The 18,648-nt window shown below is 63.0% G+C and carries 12 protein-coding genes; 3 read left to right on the top strand and 9 right to left on the bottom strand.

Features of this window, described 5'->3' with window-relative positions:
- Positions 1-148: 148 nt before the first annotated feature.
- Positions 149-2,191, bottom strand: a complete 2,043-nt coding sequence (locus M5G11_RS05050) for a TonB-dependent receptor (RefSeq protein ID WP_273910808.1) — start codon at positions 2,189-2,191, stop codon at positions 149-151.
- Positions 2,192-2,390: 199 nt separating this feature from the next.
- Here M5G11_RS05050 and M5G11_RS05045 point away from each other — a divergent pair, with 199 nt between their 5' ends.
- Positions 2,391-2,612, top strand: coding sequence for a VF530 family protein (locus M5G11_RS05045; protein WP_273910806.1), 222 nt, complete (start codon positions 2,391-2,393; stop codon positions 2,610-2,612).
- Positions 2,613-2,616: 4 nt separating this feature from the next.
- Positions 2,617-3,267 (top strand): Pr6Pr family membrane protein, encoded by a 651-nt coding sequence (locus tag M5G11_RS05040; RefSeq protein ID WP_273910805.1) that lies wholly within the window; start codon positions 2,617-2,619, stop codon positions 3,265-3,267.
- Between the two features lie 8 nt (positions 3,268-3,275).
- On the opposite strand, the gene M5G11_RS05035 is transcribed toward M5G11_RS05040, so the two are convergent.
- From M5G11_RS05035 to M5G11_RS05025, 3 genes are all read right to left on the bottom strand, one after another.
- The gene (locus M5G11_RS05035) at positions 3,276-4,043 is read right to left on the bottom strand and encodes a siderophore-interacting protein (RefSeq protein WP_273910804.1); all 768 of its coding nucleotides are present in this window, start codon (positions 4,041-4,043) and stop codon (positions 3,276-3,278) included.
- Positions 4,040-4,612, bottom strand: coding sequence for a PadR family transcriptional regulator (locus tag M5G11_RS05030; RefSeq protein ID WP_273910802.1), 573 nt, complete (start codon positions 4,610-4,612; stop codon positions 4,040-4,042). Before M5G11_RS05030 ends, M5G11_RS05035 begins: the two co-directional genes overlap by 4 nt.
- A 126-nt stretch (positions 4,613-4,738) precedes the next feature.
- Positions 4,739-7,897, bottom strand: a complete 3,159-nt coding sequence (locus M5G11_RS05025) for a transglycosylase domain-containing protein (protein ID WP_273910801.1) — start codon at positions 7,895-7,897, stop codon at positions 4,739-4,741.
- Between the two features lie 438 nt (positions 7,898-8,335).
- Between M5G11_RS05025 and M5G11_RS05020 the strand changes: the two genes are divergently transcribed.
- Complete coding sequence (locus tag M5G11_RS05020; protein ID WP_273910800.1) at positions 8,336-9,751, top strand: amino acid permease; 1,416 nt, start codon at positions 8,336-8,338, stop codon at positions 9,749-9,751.
- Positions 9,752-9,835: 84 nt separating this feature from the next.
- On the opposite strand, the gene M5G11_RS05015 is transcribed toward M5G11_RS05020, so the two are convergent.
- The 5 genes from M5G11_RS05015 to M5G11_RS04995 all read right to left on the bottom strand — a co-directional run bounded on the left by M5G11_RS05015 (position 9,836) and on the right by M5G11_RS04995 (position 18,475).
- Positions 9,836-10,957: an OpgC family protein gene (locus tag M5G11_RS05015; RefSeq protein WP_273910799.1), complete on the bottom strand. Its 1,122-nt coding sequence runs from the start codon at positions 10,955-10,957 to the stop codon at positions 9,836-9,838.
- A gap of 131 nt (positions 10,958-11,088) precedes the next feature.
- A complete protein-coding gene (locus tag M5G11_RS05010) occupies positions 11,089-11,421 on the bottom strand; it encodes a DUF3077 domain-containing protein (protein ID WP_273910798.1) in 333 nt (110 codons plus the stop codon).
- Positions 11,422-11,733: 312 nt separating this feature from the next.
- Positions 11,734-12,312 (bottom strand): hypothetical protein, encoded by a 579-nt coding sequence (locus M5G11_RS05005; RefSeq protein ID WP_273910797.1) that lies wholly within the window; start codon positions 12,310-12,312, stop codon positions 11,734-11,736.
- Positions 12,313-12,376: 64 nt separating this feature from the next.
- Entirely contained in the window at positions 12,377-13,996 is a 1,620-nt protein-coding gene (locus tag M5G11_RS05000; RefSeq protein ID WP_273910796.1) for an FMN-binding glutamate synthase family protein, read from the bottom strand.
- Positions 13,997-14,203: 207 nt separating this feature from the next.
- Complete coding sequence (locus M5G11_RS04995) at positions 14,204-18,475, bottom strand: DNA glycosylase AlkZ-like family protein (RefSeq protein WP_273910795.1); 4,272 nt, start codon at positions 18,473-18,475, stop codon at positions 14,204-14,206.
- Positions 18,476-18,648: the final 173 nt, after the last annotated feature.

The raw sequence follows: 18,648 nt of genomic DNA, 5'->3' as shown, positions 1-18,648 counted from the left end.
AAGCATCGCCAGGATCAAGTTAACAACAGGCTTAACTGAAGCGTTTCAGCGTGCGACGGGAAGGATATAGACGAATTTGTAATAAAAAAAGACAAATCGCCGAGAGGCACCGTTGCCGGAAAGGTAACAATCCGGCAACGGCAGGGGCTTAGAAGGTCGTGCGCAGGCCGACTTCAACACTGCGCCCAGGGGCTGGGGCGATGTCGCGCAGGATCGAGCTGGCGTAGCGTACGGTCTGGTCGGTGAGGTTCTCGCCACGCACGAAGGCCAGCCATTGGCTCTCGCCGATGTCGAAGCGATAACCGACGCTGGCGCCCAGGGTGGTGTAGCCATCGGTGCTGGTTTCGTTGGCCGGTTTGCGGTGCTGGGCACTGGCGTGCTGCACATCGACGCGGGCCTGCCAGCGTTCGAGCTCCCAGACCAGGCCGCTATTCAGGCGCAGTGGGGCGATGCGCGGCAGGTCTTCGCCAGTGTCGAGGTTCTTGGCACGGGTGTAGTCGCCGGAAAGCTCCAGGGCGAAGCTGCCGTAGCGGTTTTCCAGGAGTTTCCAGCGGTCCTGCGCCTCGATGCCGTAGAAGCGTGCGCGCACGCCCTGGTAGAGGTATTCGGGGACATCGCCGTGGTCGTGGTCGTGATCATGGTCATGGTCATGACCGTGGTCGTGGCCTTCGCGCAGGTTGCCGCTGCCGATCAGGCCGATGTAGTTGCGAAAGTGGCTGTAGAACACACCGACACTGCCTTTGTGCGTGCCGTTGTCGAAGCGCAGCGCCAGGTCGCTGGAGATCGCCTTTTCCTTGTTCAGGTCGGGATCACCCACCTCGTAGGTGCCGGTGGCGACGTGGGCGCCGTTGGCGTACAGCTCGTAGAAGGTCGGGGCGCGCTCGGTATAGCCGAGGTTGGCGGCCAGCGACCAGATCGGCGTGAACTGGTAGACCGCCCCGGACGACAGGCTGGCGGCGTTGAAGCTGCTGGCACTATCCGCCTCGGCGAAGCGCTCGCTGCCTTTGCTGTCCGGGTCGACGCGAGTGTGTTCAAGGCGGGCGCCCAGGCTCAGGTTCAGGCGCTCGGTGGCTTGCCATTGCTCCAGCATGAACACGGCGAGGCTGTCGGTATTGGTGTGCGGGACGAAGGCCTCTTCACCCAGTGCGGAGAACTCGTTGCGGCTGACCTGTGCGCCAATCACTCCTTCAACCGGGCCCAATGGCTGGTGCCTGGCTTCGACGCGGGCCTCGTAGCCTTTGTTCTTGAAAGTGGTGTGGACCTCGCCGCTTTCCATTTCTCGGTGTTGGTAGTCGGTGTAGCCAGCATCGAATTTCACCGCGCTGAACGGGCCGTCGAGATCACGCAACTCCGAGGCAAAGGCGTAGTGGTCCTGCTGCATGTCCAGGCGTACGCCAGGTTCGGCGACTGAGCCGTAATTGGAGTCGTAGCGGCTGTAGGACAGGCCGGCGTAGCCGTGGTCCCAATTGTACGAACCACCGATAGCGCCGCCATCCTGGCGACCGTCGCTGTTCTCCAGGCGTTTGCGATCGCCCACGTTATCGGCATCGCGCACCTTGGAACTGCGGGCGTAGCCGGGGATGCGCAGGTCGTTGAACTGCCGGCTGTTGGCGTCCAGGTGCAGGGCGAAACGCCCATCTCCGACTTCCAGCTTGCCGGCACTGCTGCGCGTGGTGTCGGCGCCGCCGTAGCGCAGTTCACCGGCACCGTGGATGCCCTCGATGGGGCTGTCCGGGATGCGGTTGTCGAAGGTGTTCACCACGCCGCCGATGGCATTGCCACCGTAGAGCAGGGCGGCCGGACCGCGGATGATTTCCACGCGTTCGACGGTCACCGGGTCCAGTGGCACGGCATGGTCGTAGGACAGCGAGGATGCATCCAGGGCACCCACGCCATTGCGCAGGATACGAATGCGGTCGCCATCCAGGCCACGAATCACCGGGCGGCTGGCGCCAGGGCCAAACCAGGTCGAGGCGACGCCGGGCTGGTTGTTGAGGGTTTCGCCCAGGCTGCCTTTTTGCTCGAAGGTCAGTGCATCGCCTTCCAGCACGCTGCTGGGGCTGGCCAGTTGCGTGCTGCCCAACGGGTTGGCGGTGATGACCTGGGGTTGCAGTTCTACGGCCTGGCTGAGCGGTGAAGCCAGCCACAGGGCGGCGGCGAGGGGGGAAAGATGAAGCGGGAGGGGACGCATGGTGAAGTCCTTGGCAGTTATCGTTTTCGTTATAGTATAACATTAACAAAAAACATTAAATCCCAAAGCGCTGGCTAGAGCCTTCGCGGCGACTAGACTGCGAACAAAGCGTCGTTGAAACAGGAAAGTAACGTTCAGGTGCAGACGCGCCGCCGTGCCTCGGCTAAGGTGCGCACCTTTGGTTGGCTGGAGCACAGGCATGACTGCCGGGAACAACAATCCACTGCATGGCGTGACGCTGGAACAGATCCTCACTGCGCTGGTGGCGCACTACCAATGGGAAGGCCTGGCGCAGCGCATCGATATCCGCTGCTTCAAGAGCGACCCGAGCATCAAGTCGAGCCTGACCTTCCTGCGCAAGACGCCGTGGGCGCGGGAAAAGGTCGAGTACCTGTACGTGAAACTGCAGCGCGGACGCTAACGCCGTGTCGCGACGCTTCTGGATTGGCGCGGCGGCCGGCCTGGGCTGGGCCGCGCTGAGCATCCAGATGTACCTGGTGTTGCTGGCACGCTGGCAGGACCAGGCCAGCTTGCTGGGCGGGCTGGTGAATTTCTTCAGTTACTTCACCGTGCTGAGCAACATGCTCGCGGCGACAGTGCTGACTTATGCAGCGTTCGGTCGTGATTGCGCGGCGCGACGTTTCTTCCTGAGCCCGGTGATCAGCGCCGGTATCACCACAAGCATTGTGCTGGTCGGTTTGGCCTACAGCCTGCTGCTGCGCCATTTATGGACACCACAAGGCTGGCAGTGGCTGGCCGACGAACTGCTGCACGACGTCATGCCGCTGCTGTTCGTGCTGTATTGGTGGTGGGAGGTGGCGAAGGGCAGCTTGCGCCTGAAGCACTTGCTGCTCTGGCTGCTGTATCCGCTGGCGTACTTCATCTACACGTTGCTGCGCGGGCACGGGATCAGCTTCTATCCCTATCCCTTTGTCGATGTGGTTGCCTTGGGCTATGCCCAGGTCGTACTGAACGCTTTGGCGATTCTCGCCGGCTTCATCATGATCGGGCTGCTGCTGATCGCCCTCGACCGATGGCAGGGCAGGCGCCTGGCACGTGCCAGCGCACAGCCCTGAGGCCAGCGTCAGTCGTCGTCGCTTGAGTCCAGGCGCCAGTAGGCGGCGGCCTTGAGTGCATCATCCTTCAGGCCTTTCTCTTCCAGCAGCAGGGCCTTTGCCTGACGGGTCAGGGATCTTTCCAGGGCAACCCAGCCGTACAGCGAGCCGGCAGGCAAGGTCAGCCCCTTGAGCACGGCCAGCAGATCTTGTTGACGACGCTGAACCCAGATCACTTCGACCTCTGCCTGGCTCGGCAGCGGCTGCTGCTCGGCAGCGTCTTCGATCTGAACCACCACCAGCACGTGGCGACCCGCCGGCAGTTCTTCCAGGCGACGGGCTATAGCCGGAATCGCGGTTTCATCGCCGACCAGCAGGTAACTGTCGAAGATATCCGGGACCACCATCGAGGCACGCGGGCCAGCAACCACCAATGTCTGGCCGGGTGCCGCCTGGGCCGCCCATGTAGAGGCAGGGCCATCGCCGTGCAGGACGAAGTCCAGGTCCAACTCGCCAGCTGCCAGGTCGATGCGCCGTGGCGTGTATTCACGCATGGTCGGGCGCACGCCTTCGTTGGCCAGTGGGTCGTCCAGTGCCGCTTGTTCTTCTGGCGTGCAGGCGAACATCAATTTGACGTGATCGTCGGTGCCCACACTGACGAAGCCGGCCAGTTCCGGCCCGCCCAGGGTGATGCGACGCATGCGCGGGGTCAGCTCGACGACACGCAGTACATCCAGGCGGCGACGTTTGATCTCGTGGTTGACGCGATGGATACCGAGGTTTTCGCTAACACTCATTCGGGTTTCTCCTGAGGGGCGGTTGCCGGGCCGGCAACGATGGCTTTGGCGGTGTCGTTGAGCAGGGTGCGTACCCGCTCGATCTCTTCCGGGTTCCAGCGGCCGGCATGCATCTGCAAGGCGTGGCGCAAGTTGTGCACGGCTTCGTGGATTTCTTGCGGACGGTCGTTGACGCGCAGCGAGCGCTTGCTGACTTCGATGCGCATGCGCACGCCGTCAAGGGCGATGGACTGCTCGGCAAGGGAGGTGCGGCCGGCCGGGGTGATGTTGTAGAGGCGCTTGCTGCCCTGGGTTTCGCCAATGATCAGCTCGCTTTCTTCGAGGAAGTTCAGCGTCGGGTAGATCACCCCGGGGCTGGGGCTGTAGCCGCCGTTGAACAGGCCTTCGATCTGGCGGATCAGGTCGTAGCCGTGGCACGGCTGCTCGGCGAGCATCGACAGCAACAGCAACTTGAGGTCGCCGGGGGCGAACACGCGGGGGCCGCGGTCGCCGCGCTCACGGCCGTGCGGACGGTCGAAACCGTCATGACGCTCGCCAGGCTCGCGATGAGGGTGGTGGTGATCACGCATGAAATGTCTCCTGTCTGCGTAAGATATATCTCTAGATATTACTTAAGATATATCGCAAAGCAAGCCGGTATCAGACGCGCGGTACGCGTCGATACCTTTCAGGAGACGAAAAGGGCAGGTCGATCTTCAGTGCACGCTGGCCACCGAGGCCTTGCTTTCAGCTGTTACGGGCGGGGCGCACAGGGTGTTCTGGCCCGGTTCCAGGTACGGCATGAGGATCGGCGCCATGCCCTTGAGCACCTGTACCGGCAGCGCCGAGGTGAATTTGAACGCTTCGGCGGCGCGCCCCGGAACAAAGGCGGTGAGCGTGCCGAAGTGGTTGTCGCCCAGGTAGAACACGAAGGTCGCGGTGCGGTTCAGCGAGCGAGAGCCGATCAGCCGGCCCCCGGCGCCGAAGCTTTCGATGCGGTTGTCCCCCGTGCCGGTCTTGCCGCCCATGACCAGCGGGGTACCGTCGACCGTCTTGAAGCTGCCCGATACCCGCCGCGCAGTACCGGCATCGACCACTTGTGACATGGCCCCGCGCAAGGCCCGCGCGACTTCCACCGGGAGCACCCGCACGCCGCGATCCGGGTCGCCGGCCAGGCGCACTTCATAGGGGGTGTTGGCGGCGAAATGCAGGGTGTCGATACGCAACACCGGCAGGCGAATGCCATCGTTCTGGATGATCCCGACCAGCTCGGCCAAGGCTGCCGGGCGGTCGCCGGAGCTGCCGATGGCGGTTGCCAACGACGGCACCAGGTGATCGAACGGATAGCCCACCTGCTTCCAGCGCTGATGGATATCGAGGAACGCCTCGATCTCGACCATGGTGCGGATGCGGCTGTCACGCGCGCCTTTGTGCCGGCTCTTGAACAGCCAGCTGTAAACCTCCTGGCGCTCGAAATGGCTGGCCGCGACGGCGTCCTGGAAGGTCGCACTGGGGTTTTTCAGCAGGTAGCCGAGCAGCCACAGGTCCAGCGGGTGCACGCGGGCGATATAGCCCTGGTCAGGCAGGTCGTATTTGCCCGGCCCGTAGGCCAGGTACCAGTCGGAGAGGCGTGCCTCGGTGACCGCATCCTGCTTGTTGGTCGGCAGCTTGCCGTTGACCTGCACGTCCTTTTTCAGGTGGGCGCGTACAAAGGAATTGAAGGTGGCCTGGTCGGATTCGGGGAACAGGTAACGGTGCACGGCGGCCAGGCGAATCGGCGTGACGCGCAGGCTGTCGAGGAAGGTGTCCAGGCGCTCCTGGGAAGTTTTGCGCTGGTACTTTTTCCAGAACCGACGCATGAAGTCGGTGCCTTCGCGGTCGGCGAAGCGGGCCAGGTATTCCTGGCGACGCGGCTCGGCATCATCCTTGAGCAGCGGGCCGCTGTTGCCCGGCGCCTGGTAGGTGCTGTAGCGCACCAGGTCGCGCATCAGGCGAATGAACGGCAGGTTGATCGATTCGCGCAGGGCGTCTTTCAGGGTCGGGATGCGCCCGTTGTCTTCCTTGCGGAAGTTGTTGAACACATGCAGGCCGCCACCGGTGAAGAAGGCTTCGCCCGGGCTGGCCGAATACTTGCGGTTGAGCGCCGCATCGAGCATGTCGGTAACGTTCTGGTCCTTGTTCTGCATCAGGTAATCCAGGGCCCAGCGGGTGATGAAGTCAGTCTCGGCGACTTCCACTTTCTTCAGGTCGGCTACGGGTTTGCCGGCATAGCGGTCATGCAGTTCGGCAACGATCTGCAGGTAGCTGGTCAACACCCGAAGTTTTGCGGTCGAGCCCAGTTCCAGCTTGCTGCCCTCGTTGATGTCGAACGGCTGGTCGGTGCTGTCGGTTTGCACGCGCACGCGCGAGCCGTCCGAGGTGCGTTCCAGCAGGGTGAAGCTGTAGCGCACCTGGGTGGTGCTGGTCGGGGTCAGCAGGCGTTCGCCCATCAGCCCCATCTTCTGCGCGAACTCAGGGTCGGCAAGGTTTCGCAGGTACTGGCTGACCTGGGTTTGCAGCTCTGATTGCAGGGTACTGGTGGCCGACAGGTCGAGGCGGTCGAGGTCATACAGTGGTCGGTTGAGCATCGACGACAAGCGGCTGCGCGCCACGCTGATGCCCTTGTTGGTGACGATCGGCACAATGGTCGGCTGGGCCACCCAGTCGCGGAAAGTCACCTTGCTGGCCAAGGCGGCGTCAGTCAGCGATCGGTCGATGATGTTGTTGGCGGCCAGCAGGCGGATATGGCTGTCGGTCAGCTCGGCCAGTTCATTGCGCCCCTTGGACAAAAAGTGCGAAGGCCGGCGCTGGGCGATCATCAGCGACAGTACCTGGCGCAAGGCCAAGCCACGTTCGGCGAGGCTGGCCGGGTCGCTGGAGGTCGAGGACAGGCTCTGGTTGACCTTGGCAAAGTCGGCGCCATACCAGACCCGCAAGCCTTCGGCCATGCCGTGTACTTCGCCGTGGCCGGGTACGGCTGAAAGCGGCACGCTGTTGAGGTAGTCACGCACGATGCGCTGGCGCGCGTCGAGGGTTTGCGGGCCATCCTGATAGGCTCGCACGCTGGCGGAAATCATCTGGCGGATCTTTTCGCCACCCGAGACCGTCAGGCCGTCTGGCGAGTGCCGGTACTTCTCCAATTGGGTCGCCAGGGTGCTGCCGCCAGCCGACTGGCCGGGCAGGGCGAGGTACTTGGCCACTTGGCTGTAGGCCGCCATGGCGAAGCGTGGCCAGTCCACGGCCGGGTTGGCGCGAGGGTCGTTGGGGTCGAGCAGGTCGCGGTTCTCGATGAACAGCAGGCTGTGCACCATCACCGGTGGGATCGAGGCGAAGTCGGGGTAAAGATACTGCGGGTAGTGGTACTGGTAGACCGCATCACCCTTGCAATCGGTGATCGCCAGGCCGGCCTGGATCTTCTCGGTATAGGGCACGAAAAAACCGTGCTCGGCATAGTTCATCAGGGCCGGGGAGAAGCGTGTCTGTTCGACCACCACATAGTCGCGCTTGAGCAGGCGCGGCAGGAACTCGCCAATGGCGCTGTAGCCCAGGCGCATGTCGAACGGGCCTTCGCCCGGGTACATGATCGAGTCCGTTGAGCCCTTGTGCATGGAATAGCTGAGCGTCGCAGCGAATTGGCTGAACTCGCGCGATTGCACCTTGGAGCTTTGCATTTCGCGGTAGCCAGCAACCCCCAACGCCAGCAGAAAGATCAGCAATACCAGCCAAAACAGCCACCACCAACTGACGCGGCGAGTCGGTGTGGGCGAAGGCGAGTCATCCGGCTGTACAGAGGGTGCTTGCGTCATGCCTGGATCCGATTGCCACTGTGCGCCCATAATTTTCAGCCCGGCTACGATTGTTCATCTCGCTTGCCTGAAGCTTAGACGCTGGTCGGCAATGGTGAAAAATTTGTAGGAATTCAGCCGTTAATACGTATGCCATGTCTGACACATGCGCCTTTAGTGGGACTGGAAATGCCCCGTTTTGGTGCTATGTTAGCCGCCCGATTTCCTGGATCCGCTGTGGTTCGGGGAATGTCACTCCGTAATAGCGGTTATTGCCGAGACTTCTCGCTGAATATCGTGGTTTTTATAGTGAAAAGATCGGTAGTGGCCTTTCTATACTGCTCGCCCCTTTCGCTCTGCCCAGGCCAGGTTGCCAGGCAGGCGGGCCCCGCTCACAAGGCGGGGGCCGGCGAGGCGTTGTGTTGCTTATCGGCGATGCATTGCCTGCACGATGGGTTATATCCAATAACAAAATGAGGTTGTATTTCTATGCCAGTCGGCAACCACCCTTCTCATGGTGAGACCGCCCAAGGCGGCCCACTCAAGCGAGAGCTTGGCGAACGTCATATTCGCCTGATGGCGCTAGGCGCCTGTATCGGTGTCGGCCTGTTTCTCGGTTCGGCCAAGGCCATCGAAATGGCCGGCCCGGCGATCATGCTGTCGTACATCATTGGCGGCTTGGCGATCCTGGTGATCATGCGCGCCCTTGGCGAAATGGCCGTGCACAACCCGGTCGCCGGCTCCTTCAGCCGCTACGCCCAGGACTACCTTGGCCCATTGGCGGGCTTCTTGACCGGCTGGAACTACTGGTTCCTGTGGCTGGTGACCTGCGTCGCGGAAATCACCGCGGTGGCCATCTACATGGGCATCTGGTTCCCCGAAGTACCGCGCTGGATCTGGGCCCTGGCGGCCTTGGGCAGCATGGGCGCGATCAACCTGATCGCGGTCAAGGCCTTCGGTGAGTTCGAATTCTGGTTCGCCCTGATCAAGATCGTCACCATCATTGCCATGGTCTTCGGCGGTATCGGCGTGATTGCCTTCGGCTTCGGCAACGACGGCGTGGCCCTGGGGATCTCCAACCTGTGGAGCAATGGCGGCTTCATGCCAAACGGCGTGACTGGCGTGCTGATGTCGCTGCAGATGGTGATGTTCGCCTACCTGGGCGTCGAGATGATCGGCCTGACCGCCGGTGAAGCGCGCAACCCGCAAAAGACCATCCCACAGGCCATCGGCTCGGTGTTCTGGCGCATCCTGCTGTTCTATGTCGGCGCACTGTTCGTGATCCTGTCGATCTACCCATGGAACGAAATCGGCAGCCAGGGCAGCCCGTTCGTGATGACTTTCGAGCGTCTGGGTATCAAGACGGCGGCGGGCATCATCAACTTCGTAGTGATTACCGCGGCGTTGTCGTCGTGCAACGGCGGCATCTTCAGTACCGGGCGCATGCTCTACAGCCTGGCGCAGAACGGCCAGGCGCCGGCGCAATTTGCCCGCACCTCGAAAAACGGCGTGCCGCGCAATGCCTTGCTGTTGTCGATTGGCGCGCTGCTGCTGGGCGTGCTGGCCAACTACCTGGTGCCTGAGAAGGTGTTTGTCTGGGTGACCGCGATTGCCACCTTCGGGGCGATCTGGACCTGGGCGATGATCCTGCTGGCGCAGCTGAAATTCCGTGCCGGCCTGAACGAAGCCGAACGTGCTGCCTTGAAGTACCGCATGTGGCTATGGCCGCTGAGCTCGTACCTGGCGCTGGCGTTCCTGATCCTGGTGGTGGGCCTGATGGCGTACTTCGAGGAGACCCGCGTGGCCCTGTACATCGGCCCGGCGTTCCTGGTGATGCTGACCGTGCTGTATTACGTGTTCAAGCTGTCGCCGAAGGCTGAAGGGGTTGCGCTGGCGCAGTCCTAAAAGCATCGCCGGCAAGGCCGGCTCCCACAGGGGTTTCATCCACCTGTCGGAGCCAGCCTTGGCGGCGAAGAGGCCTCAGGCCCCTTAGGCGGTTACCTGAACCGGCCGACCCAAGCGCTTGTTCACATCCAGCCAAACCGCCAGCAACACCATCAGCCCCACCCCGGCCAGCGCCGTCAGCACCTGCACCGGCCAGACGTCCCCGCCCAGCGCATTGGCCATGTCCGCCAACGGCGCCAGCAGCACCCCAAAGCAGAACACCTCCAGCGAATATCGGCCCATGCGGCAGCTTTGCCGTGCCAGCCAACTCTGCACCCAGGCGCCGGTCGGCAGCAGTTTCGCGGTGCAATACGCCAGTGCCAGGAAGTGCAGCAGGCGTGCCGGCGACAGGTTGGTCTTGCTGATCGGGTACAGCCATTCGCTGAGCAGGCGCGGCATCATCGCGTCATGTACCGCAGGCCAGCGCCATGACAGCGCGATCACCGCGCACACCAGGACGTAGGCTGCCGACACGCAGAACAGCGGTTGATGGTGCAGGGGTCGCGTCTCCACCGGCTTGTCCCGCTGCGCATTGATCGCCACCGCTCCGCCCAGGATGAACAGCAACTGCCAGGCCATCGGGTTGAAGAACCACACCCCGCCTTCCTGGGCGGCCAGGTTCCACTGGAACATCGGTGCCAGCAGGTACAGCGCCACCGACAGCCCGACCACGTATTCGGCCTTGCGCAGCAGCAACGGCAGCACCAGTGGCAGCCCGAGCAATAGCAGGATGTACAGCGGCAGCGGGTCCATCAGGTTGGGTTTGAAGCGCAGTAGCAGCTCATCCACCAGTGCCTGTTGCGGGTTGCCGAGGAAGTAGTAGAGGCCCATTTCCTGGATCATGTCGCGGGTTTCGACATGGTTGTTGGCGACGAAGACGATGCCCATCAGCAGCACCAGCAGGAAGATGTGCACGATGTACAGCACCCATGCCCGGCGCAGGATGCGCACGCTGGCGACCAGCCAGCCGTCGCGCAGGGCGATCTTGCCGTAGGCCAATACCGAGGCGTAGCCGGCCAGGAACACGAAGATCTCGGCGGCGTCGCTGAAACCGAAATTGCGCACCGTGACGTTGGCCAGCGGGTTGCCGGGTATGTGATCCCAGAAGATGAAGATCAGCGCCAACCCGCGGAAGAAGTCGATGCGGTGATCGCGACCGTTGTTCATGATGGTGACTCTTGGCGAGGGTGGTTCAAATAAGGATAGGTCCCCGCACTGCGAGGTTCCGCGCCGCTGATCGTTGCTGATCAGCGGCGGGGAGGGTGTAAAAAATCAGTCAGCTTTGCAATACAAGCTTGTTACTTGATGTCTCCCGCCGTTGCATCGGGTGCCCTTTTTGCGTCTTGGCGTGATAGTTCGGCGCCGTCGAGTAGCGCATCCACGAGCCCTTTGGACATTTCAGTGGCGTGCAGGATATTCCAGAGAAAGCCGCGCAACTCCGAAGGGGCACGCTCGCTGGCTGCCTGGGCAGTGTCCAGGACACCTCTGAGCAGGATTGATGCATGAACCAGGGCATCTTCAGCTTCTATGCCACTGCGTACGGCAAAGAGTGGGGCGTGGCCTGCGTCGCAGGAACCGAAGGCGGTAAGTGCGGTAATAAAGTGAGGTGGATCAGGGACGATTTTTTTCATTGTTTAGCTCCCGGGAGAATGGAGCTACCACTGGCCTTCCTACGGGCTTGGGGTGGCAGCCGTACGCGGGGTAGGAATACCGGGACCCCAGGAGCGCCCGGCCATGCCGAAGCATGCCCGCGCACAGCCGCCATAAACTCAAGCGCTGTCACAAATACACCACCCTATGAAGATGGCGTTTGTACGCTTTGGGATCTTCGGGTTCCTACGCCCGGTCGCTGAATTGGCAGCGACTGGGGGAGGCTAGGTGATGATTCGGCTCGAAGATACAGGAAAATTCTCCGATTCACGTAGGAAATGACCTTGCGCGAGTCAGCCGGTACCACCAATGGCTATGGTCATGAATACGACATCGAGTGAAAAAATGACCACTAAAGCAACCCAGCAAGTAGTTGAGCGACCATAGGTTCCGAAAACGCATTTAAGAAAAACCAGCGAATAGAACAAGTAAATCACTGGTGTCAGCAGTGATATTACAAGGGCGGCCCCGGTAACACCGATGTGACTCATGTTGCTTTTTATCAGGTATATCAGCGCTACAAAAAATGCCGCGACAGCCGCTACATTGCCGTAGTGGCTCAGTATCAGGTCAAGGTATTTCTTGTTTTTATACTCTTCCGTGTCGATGTGGTTATTGATGATTTTTTCTAGGTCGATTTGCTTTTCTCTGACAACGAATAATGCAATTCCACAAATGAATATGGTGACAGAAAGGAGAATTACTGTTGTGGTGTCGTGGGCCGGCCAGTGTGAAAAGTCAGCTGTACCGTACATTGCAGCGGTAATCAAATAAGGGAGTAGTGCGAGTACGCTCGTCAGTAATAGCAAGCCCAAACTTGCCAAGTAGTTATTTGGGTTTTGTTGTGCTGAGCGCTCGATAGGGTCGTTCAAGTAGCTGTCCTTGCAGGGTGTAATTGACATTGAGTGTTCGCACATCAGCGGTAGCTAGCCCCGTTTAGGCGGCAGCTACGTCCCGCGGCTCAAAGCTGTCCGCCCGCGCCATCTGCCACATCCGCTGGTAGAACTCGCCACTCACCTCACCGGTCAGCAACTCGCCTGGCTTGAGGAACACATGCAACTGCGAGAACAATTTGATCTCGGTGGCCGACATGCGCCGCACCAGGTGTTTGGCTTGCAGTTGCGACGGATGCTCCAGGCCTGCGGCCGCTAACATTTCGGCCAGCGCCTTGAGCGTATTGCGGTGGAAGTTGAACACCCGCTGGGCCTTGTCTGGCACCACCAGCGCGCGTTGGCGCAGGGCGTCTTGCGTGGCCACGCCGGTCGGGCACTTGTTGGTGTGGCAGCTTTGCGACTGGATGCAGCCAATGGCGAACATGAAGCCACGCGCCGCATTCGCCCAGTCGGCGCCGATGGCCAGCACGCTGGCAATGTCGAAGGCGCTGACGATCTTGCCGCTGGCACCGAGCTTGATCTTGTCGCGCAGGTTCAAGCCGACCAAGGTGTTGTGCACGAACAGCAGCCCTTCACGCAGCGGCACGCCGATATGGTCAGTGAACTCCACTGGCGCAGCGCCGGTGCCGCCTTCCTTGCCGTCGACGACGATGAAGTCCGGGAGGATGCCGGTTTCCAGCATGGCCTTGGCAATGCCCATGAACTCCCACGGGTGGCCCAGGCAGAACTTGAAGCCCACCGGTTTGCCGCCGGACAGCTCACGCAACTGGGCGATGAACTGCATCATTTCAATCGGGGTGGAGAAGGCGCTATGGCGGGACGGCGAGATGCAGTCCTCGCCCATCATCACGCCTCGGGTCTCGGCGATTTCGCGGGTCACCTTGTGCTTGGGCAGGATGCCGCCATGGCCGGGCTTGGCGCCCTGGCTCATCTTGATTTCGATCATCCGCACTTGCGGGGTGCGCGCCTGTTCGGCGAAGCGTTCGGGGTCGAAGCGCCCGTCCGAGGTGCGGCAACCGAAGTAGCCGCTGCCCAGCTCCCAGGTCAGGTCGCCGCCGTGTTCGCGGTGGTAGGGGCTGATGCTGCCTTCGCCGGTGTCGTGGGCGAAGTTGCCGAGCTTGGCGCCCTGGTTGAGCGCGCGGATAGCGTTGGCACTGAGCGAGCCGAAGCTCATGGCCGAGATGTTGAACACCGAGGCCGAATACGGCTGGGTGCATTGCGGGCCGCCGACAGTCACCCGGAAACTGGTGGGGTCACTGAGTGGGGCCGGGCGCATGGAGTGGCCGATGAACTCGAAGCCGGATTGATACACGTCGATCAGGGTGCCGAAGGGCTTGTCCGAGGCTTCGTTCTTGGCCCGGGCGTAAACCAGCGAGCGCTGGGCGCGGGAGAAGGGCAGGGCATCGCTGTCGGACTCCAGCAGGTACTGGCGGATTTCCGGACGGATGCCTTCGACCAGGTAACGGATATTGCCCAGGATCGGGTAGTTGCGCCGCACGGCGTGGCGGCTTTGCAGCAGATCGAACAGGCCGATCAGGCTGAGGATCAGCGTGGCCAGGGTGAATGGCCAGAGCCAGTCGTGGTCAAGGAAGGGCAGGCTGGCGAGGGTAAACAGGACACAGGCGGCGAAGAAGGCGTAACGGCTGAGAAGTGACAGGCTCATGCAGGTTCCTTGTTTGGACGTGTCCGAGACAAGACCTTATATCGAATAGGGGAATGGAAGCCAACCATTGCGGGAGGCAACTGAACGTTACGAGCCTCCACCGACCCCTGTGGGAGCTGGCCTTGCCAGCGATCGAGGGCAAAGCCCTCGCAGTCAGTGCTAGCCTTATCGCCGGCAAGGCCGGCTCCCACAGGGCTCCAGCAATCTTCAGATTCCAGGGTCGCGGATCAGTGCATCGCGCAACTTCACCTCTTCCTCCAGCCAATACTGCTGCACCCCCGCCACCAGCGCCGCCACCGCCACCCCGTCGCGGTACAGCAACCGATTGCCACTGACCGTCGCCACCTTCTGCCCCGGAAACAGCGTGCCCACCAGGTTCAATGGGTCGGTCGCCCCGACCACCACCAGCGCGCCGTCCAGCGGCCGTCGACGCACCTCGCGCAACAAGCCAATCGCCTCGGGCAGGGCAAACTGCTCCCCGGCCAAGCCACTGACAAAGCGCCCGCCGCGAATCTCCCCCCGCGCCTCCAGGCGATGGAAGGTACGCAGCAACTCACGCCAGCTCGGCAGCCACGCCGCCTCGCGCTCCAGCAAGCGCCAGAACACCACGCCATAGCGGCGCAGCAGCGTACGGGCAATATGTTCCAGGGTGTCGCCGGGGTTGTCCGGCACACTGGCCCGGCGCAACAGCGCCCAACGCCCGGCATCGTCCATCCCGCCAAACACCGGCCCGCGCCCACGCCGGCCACCCCGCGCCTGACGCTTGCTGGCCGGGGTAATCAAGGTACGCAGCCCGGCAAAGCTGTCGGCACTGATCAGCCCGGCGCCCACCAGCTCCTGCAAGGCGTTCTCCAGTTCACTGGGCAGCAGGTGCGCCTCGTCGCGCAGCTCATCGAAGAACAGCGCGCCATGCTGGCTCAGCGCCGAATGAACACGCTGGGTACGAGGCGACAAGCTGTCCACCTCAGCACTGGTTCCCAGGTTCTGCCACAACCCGAGACGGGCACGTGGCAGCAGCACGATCGGTGTGCTGCGCAAGGTCGTCGTCGAGGCTTTGCCGGCCGCTGCCAGGCGTGCCCAGGTGGTCTTGCCAGCACGGCAGGCTTCATCCAGCCAGCGTGGGCTGTAGTCACTGATGCGCCCGGGCAGCAGCTCGCTCTCCCACGATCCGGCCGCCGCCTGATACCCCTCCAGTTGCGCCAGCACCTCGCTCAATGCCGCATTGCCCTTTAGCCGACTGGTGGGCGAGAGGTGCTGCCAATCAAACAGGAAACGCATGAAATCCTGCAGGCTGACCGGCTCGATTTCCCGGCGCAGGCGCTTGAGGGTGTAGCGGTGGATGCGCGCCAGCAGATGCCGCTCGCACCATTGTTCTTCACCCTGGCCAGGGCAGAACTGGCCGCGCATGACATAGCCTTCAGCCTCCAGGCGGGCCAGCGCCTGCACCACCCGGGTAACAGGCAGTTGCAATGGCTCGGCAATCGCCGCCACGCTCATTGGCCCGAACCCGCTCAGCCGGGCACGCACCAGCTCCAGCGTGGCACTGTCTTCGTCGATGGCCTGGTCGAAGCCCGGCAACGCCGTCAGGGCCGGCACAACCACGGCCTGCGGGTAAACCGCGAGCAAGCCGGTCAGGCGCTCGCGGGCCACCCACAGCCTGCCACCCTGCGCCAGCTGCAGGCAACCTGCCCGTCCACTGGTGGCCAGGGTATTCAGCCAGTCTGGCCAGCCCGCATTCGCGGCGGCCTCGTCACGGGTGACCGCCGCCAGGCTCATCAAGGCTTCGTGCACTTCGTCCGCCGAGGCCGGGGCGGGCCAGGCTTCGATGCACACGGCGACGATGGCCTCGGGGTCGAGGGCGCCGAGGTCATCGGCGTCTTTGGGTTCGTTCCAGCGCCGGTTCAGCACCGCTTGCGTACGTCGCTCTTCCAGCGGGGCATCGTCGAGGAAGGCATAGGGCCGGGCATTGAGAATTGCCGCTGCCAGCGGTGAAGGCGCAGGCAGGTCGCGGCAGATCAAGGTGATCTGCTTGCGCTCGATGCGCCGCAACAATGCCAACCAGCCTTCGCAGTCCATCGCTTCATGCAGGCAGTCGTCCAGTGTCTGTTCCACCAGCGGGTGATCGGGGATCTCGCGTTCCCCGACGATGTTTTCCAGGCACGCCAACTGGTCGGGGAAGACCGCGGCAGTGAGGTCTTCGCTTTTCATCCGCTGGATCTGCGGGGCGATCTTGCGCCCGCTGGCAAAGCGCGGCAGCGCCAGGGAAACCCCGGCGTTCCAGCGCCAGCGTACGCCGAACAGCGGCGCGTCGAGCACCGCCTGAATCAACAGGTGCTCGGCGCTGGCGCTGGGCAGGTAGCGCCAGACTTCATCCAGGGCAAAGCTGTGGCCGGCCGACAGCGACAGGATGATCGCGTCCTCGCTGGCAGCGGCCTGCAATTCGAAGTTGAAGGTCCGGCAGAAGCGCTTGCGCAAGGCCAGGCCCCAGGCGCGGTTGATGCGGCTGCCGAACGGCGAATGGATGATCAACTGCGTACCGCCGGACTCGTCGAAAAACCGCTCCATGATCAGCGTGTCCTGTGAGGGCAGGGCGGTGAGTACCTGACGGGTTCGGCCGAGGTATTCCAGCAGTTGTTCGGCGCTGTCATGCCCCAGGCCAAGGGCCTCGCCCAGCCAGTCGATCAGTGGTTGTTCCTGGCCATGGCTGGCCTGCAGGCGCTGGTCGATCTCGGCTTGCAGGCGGGCGACGGCGGCGGACAGCTCATCGCTGCGCCCCGGTGCTTCGCCGAGCCAGAACGGGATGGTCGGCGGCTGGCCCTGGGCGTCCTCGACCCGCACCTTGCCCGGCTCGACCCGCAGGATGCGGTAGGAGGCATTGCCCAGCTGGAAGATGTCGCCGGCAATGCTCTCCACGGCGAAGTCTTCGTTGACGCTGCCGATGTTCAGGCTTTGCGGCTCAAGCAACACGGCATAGTCGGCGTTGTCGGGGATGGTTCCGCCGCTGGTCAGCGCCGTCAGCTGTGCGCCACGCCGCCCGCGCAACTGGCCACTGACCGCGTCGCGGTGAATATAGGCGCTGCGCACGCCCTGACGACCGTTGTAGCCCTCGGCGAGCATGCGCAGCAGCGCCTGAAAGTGAGCATCGTCGAGTTCGGCGTAGGGCAGGGCGCGGGCTAGGCAGGCGAGCAGTTCGGCTTCGGGCCAGGGCTGGCAACTGACCTCCGCGACGATCTGCTGGGCCAGCACATCCAGCGGTGCGCGGGGGATGTGCAGCTCATCCAGTTCGCCGCGCCGTACGCAGTCGAGCAACGCCGCGCATTCGATCAGGTCGTCGCGGGTGGTGGGGAACAGGCGGCCTTTGGGCGTGCCCTCGACCTGGTGGCCGGAGCGGCCTACACGTTGCAGAAACCCGGCAATCGACCCCGGTGAGCTGATCTGGCAGACCAGCTCGACTTCGCCGATATCAATACCCAGCTCCAGCGCGGCGGTGGCCACCAGCACTTTCAGCTCGCCGCGCTTGAGGCGTTGTTCGGCGTCCAGGCGCAGCTCCTTGGCCAGGCTGCCGTGGTGCGCGGCGACGGCCGTGTGGCCGAGGCGTTCGCTCAAATGGCGAGTCAGGCGCTCGGCGAGGCGGCGGGTGTTGACGAACACCAGGGTGGTGCGGTGCTCGCCTGCCAGTTGCGCGAGGCGGTCGTAGACCCGCTCCCAGACGTCGTTGGCCATCACTGCGCTCAAGGGCAGCGGCGGTACTTCGATGGCCAGGTCGCGCTGGCGGGCATGACCGATGTCGACAATGGCGCAGGGGCGTTGCGGGCCGGTCAGAAACTGCGCAACGCGTTCGACCGGGCGTTGCGTGGCGGACAGGCCGATGCGCCGCAGTGGGCGGTTGCACAGGGCTTCGAGGCGTTCGAGGGTCAGTGCCAGGTGGCTGCCGCGCTTGTTGCCGGCCAGGGCGTGGATCTCGTCGACGATCACTGTGTGGACGTTGGCCAGGCCTTGCCGGCCGGAGGCCGAGCCAAGCAGTACGTAGAGCGACTCGGGGGTGGTGACCAGGATGTGCGGCGCTTGCTTGCGCATCGCCACGCGTTCTTTTTGCGGGGTGTCGCCGGTGCGCACGGCGGTGCGGATGGCGGGGGCTTCAAGGCCTTGGGCGGCGAGTTCGGCGCTGATCCCGGCAAGGGGGGCTTGCAGGTTGATCTGGATGTCGTTGGACAGCGCCTTGAGGGGCGAGACGTAGACCACCAGGGTTTGCTCGGCTAGCGGGGCTTGCCTGACCAGTTCGTCCAGTACGGCGAGAAAGGCGGTGAGGGTTTTGCCTGAGCCGGTGGGGGCGGCGACCAGCACCGATTGCCCGTCGCGGATCAGCGGCCAGGCCTGGGCCTGGGCGGCGGTGACCGTCGGGAAGCTGCGTTGGAACCAGGCGCGTACGGCGGGGTGAAACGCGTCCAGCACCGGGTGTTTGTGTGCAGGGAGGTTCATGGGCTGTTTATGCGGCTGTTGGCGGTGGGTTGCAAGGGGCGTTCGTCTGGGCAGATGATTCTCAGCGGCACATTCAACCCTGTTGGGCATAGGTCGGCTCCTATGTAGCCGCTGCCGTGAGGCTGCGCTCGCCTGCAACGCAGGCGCCGCTTTGGGAGCCCTTGCGGACTCCA

The organism is Pseudomonas fontis (assembly GCF_028656955.1).
Classification (GTDB): domain Bacteria; phylum Pseudomonadota; class Gammaproteobacteria; order Pseudomonadales; family Pseudomonadaceae; genus Aquipseudomonas; species Aquipseudomonas fontis.
The sequence above is the reverse complement of the archived record's forward strand: the minus strand, read 5'-3'. Positions and strand labels throughout refer to the sequence as shown.